The organism is Hymenobacter algoricola (assembly GCF_039539525.1).
Classification (GTDB): domain Bacteria; phylum Bacteroidota; class Bacteroidia; order Cytophagales; family Hymenobacteraceae; genus Hymenobacter; species Hymenobacter algoricola.
Genome location: NZ_BAABDH010000052.1, coordinates 1 through 963 on the forward strand (window position 1 = coordinate 1; position 963 = coordinate 963).

Here is a 963-nt window from a genome sequence, read left to right on the forward strand (position 1 = left end):
ATTTTTGGGCATGCTAGATGTGAATACGATTACAGACGACCGCCAAATGCGGGCGTTGACGGGCTTGGATTTGGAAGCGTTTTGTGCCTTGGTCGAGCCCTTCGTAACAGGCTGCCAGCAGGAGGCCGATGCGCGTTTTTCGGAGCAGCAGCCCCGCCAGCGGCGGCGCGGGGGCGGGCGTAAAGGGATGCTGGCCAGCCCCGAACAAAAACTTTTGTTCATTCTTTACTATCTGAAAGTGTACCCCACCTTCGACGTGCTGGCCGCCAGCTTTGGCCTGCCTCGCTCCAAAGCCTGCGAACACGCCCACCGCCTGGCCAGGGCGCTGGAGCGCACCTTGCGCACGCGGGGCGTGCTACCGGCCCGCGCCATCGACTCGCTGGCCCAGATGCAGGCCGTCTTTGCCGAGGTGCCCGTGCTGTTGCTCGATGCCACCGAGCGTCCCTTTCACCGGGCGCAGGCCGCCGTGGACCGGGCGGCCGACTACTCGGGCAAAAAAAAGGACTACCCGTAAAAACACGCTCATTGCCGCCCCGGACCGCTACATCCACTACCTGGGCCCCACGACCAGCGGCACGACGCATGATTACCAGATGCTCAAAAACGAGTTTGACGTGAATATGGGCCTGCTCGACTTGTGGCAGGTGCTGGCCGATTTGGGCTACCTGGGCCTGGTCGCCGATTACGACGTAAGTGCCCAGAGCTTGCCCCACCGCAAGCCCCGGCGTAGCAAAAAGAACCCGAATACGGCCCTGACGGAGCGCCAACGCACCGACAATCACGCCCATGCGCGCCGACGGGTCAAGGTCGAACACGCCATCAGCGGAGCCAAGCGTCTGGGCTGCGTCACGCAAGTTTACCGCAACAAATCCGCCTCTTTTAACGACCGAATCATGGCCGTAGCTTGTGGAATCTGGAATTGGCATCTGACTAAAAAGAAAGAGGCTATTTAGGAACAAGTCT

2 protein-coding genes are annotated in these 963 nt (G+C 60.5%); both read left to right on the forward strand.

Annotation, left to right across the window (positions count from 1 at the left end; translation table 11 throughout):
* The first annotated feature begins 187 nt into the window (after positions 1-187).
* A complete protein-coding gene (locus tag ABD842_RS13720; RefSeq protein ID WP_345114917.1) occupies positions 188-514 on the forward strand; it encodes a helix-turn-helix domain-containing protein in 327 nt (108 codons plus the stop codon).
* Complete coding sequence (locus ABD842_RS13725; protein WP_345114914.1) at positions 429-953, forward strand: transposase family protein; 525 nt, start codon at positions 429-431, stop codon at positions 951-953. Before ABD842_RS13720 ends, ABD842_RS13725 begins: the two co-directional genes overlap by 86 nt.
* The last annotated feature ends 10 nt before the right edge of the window (positions 954-963 follow it).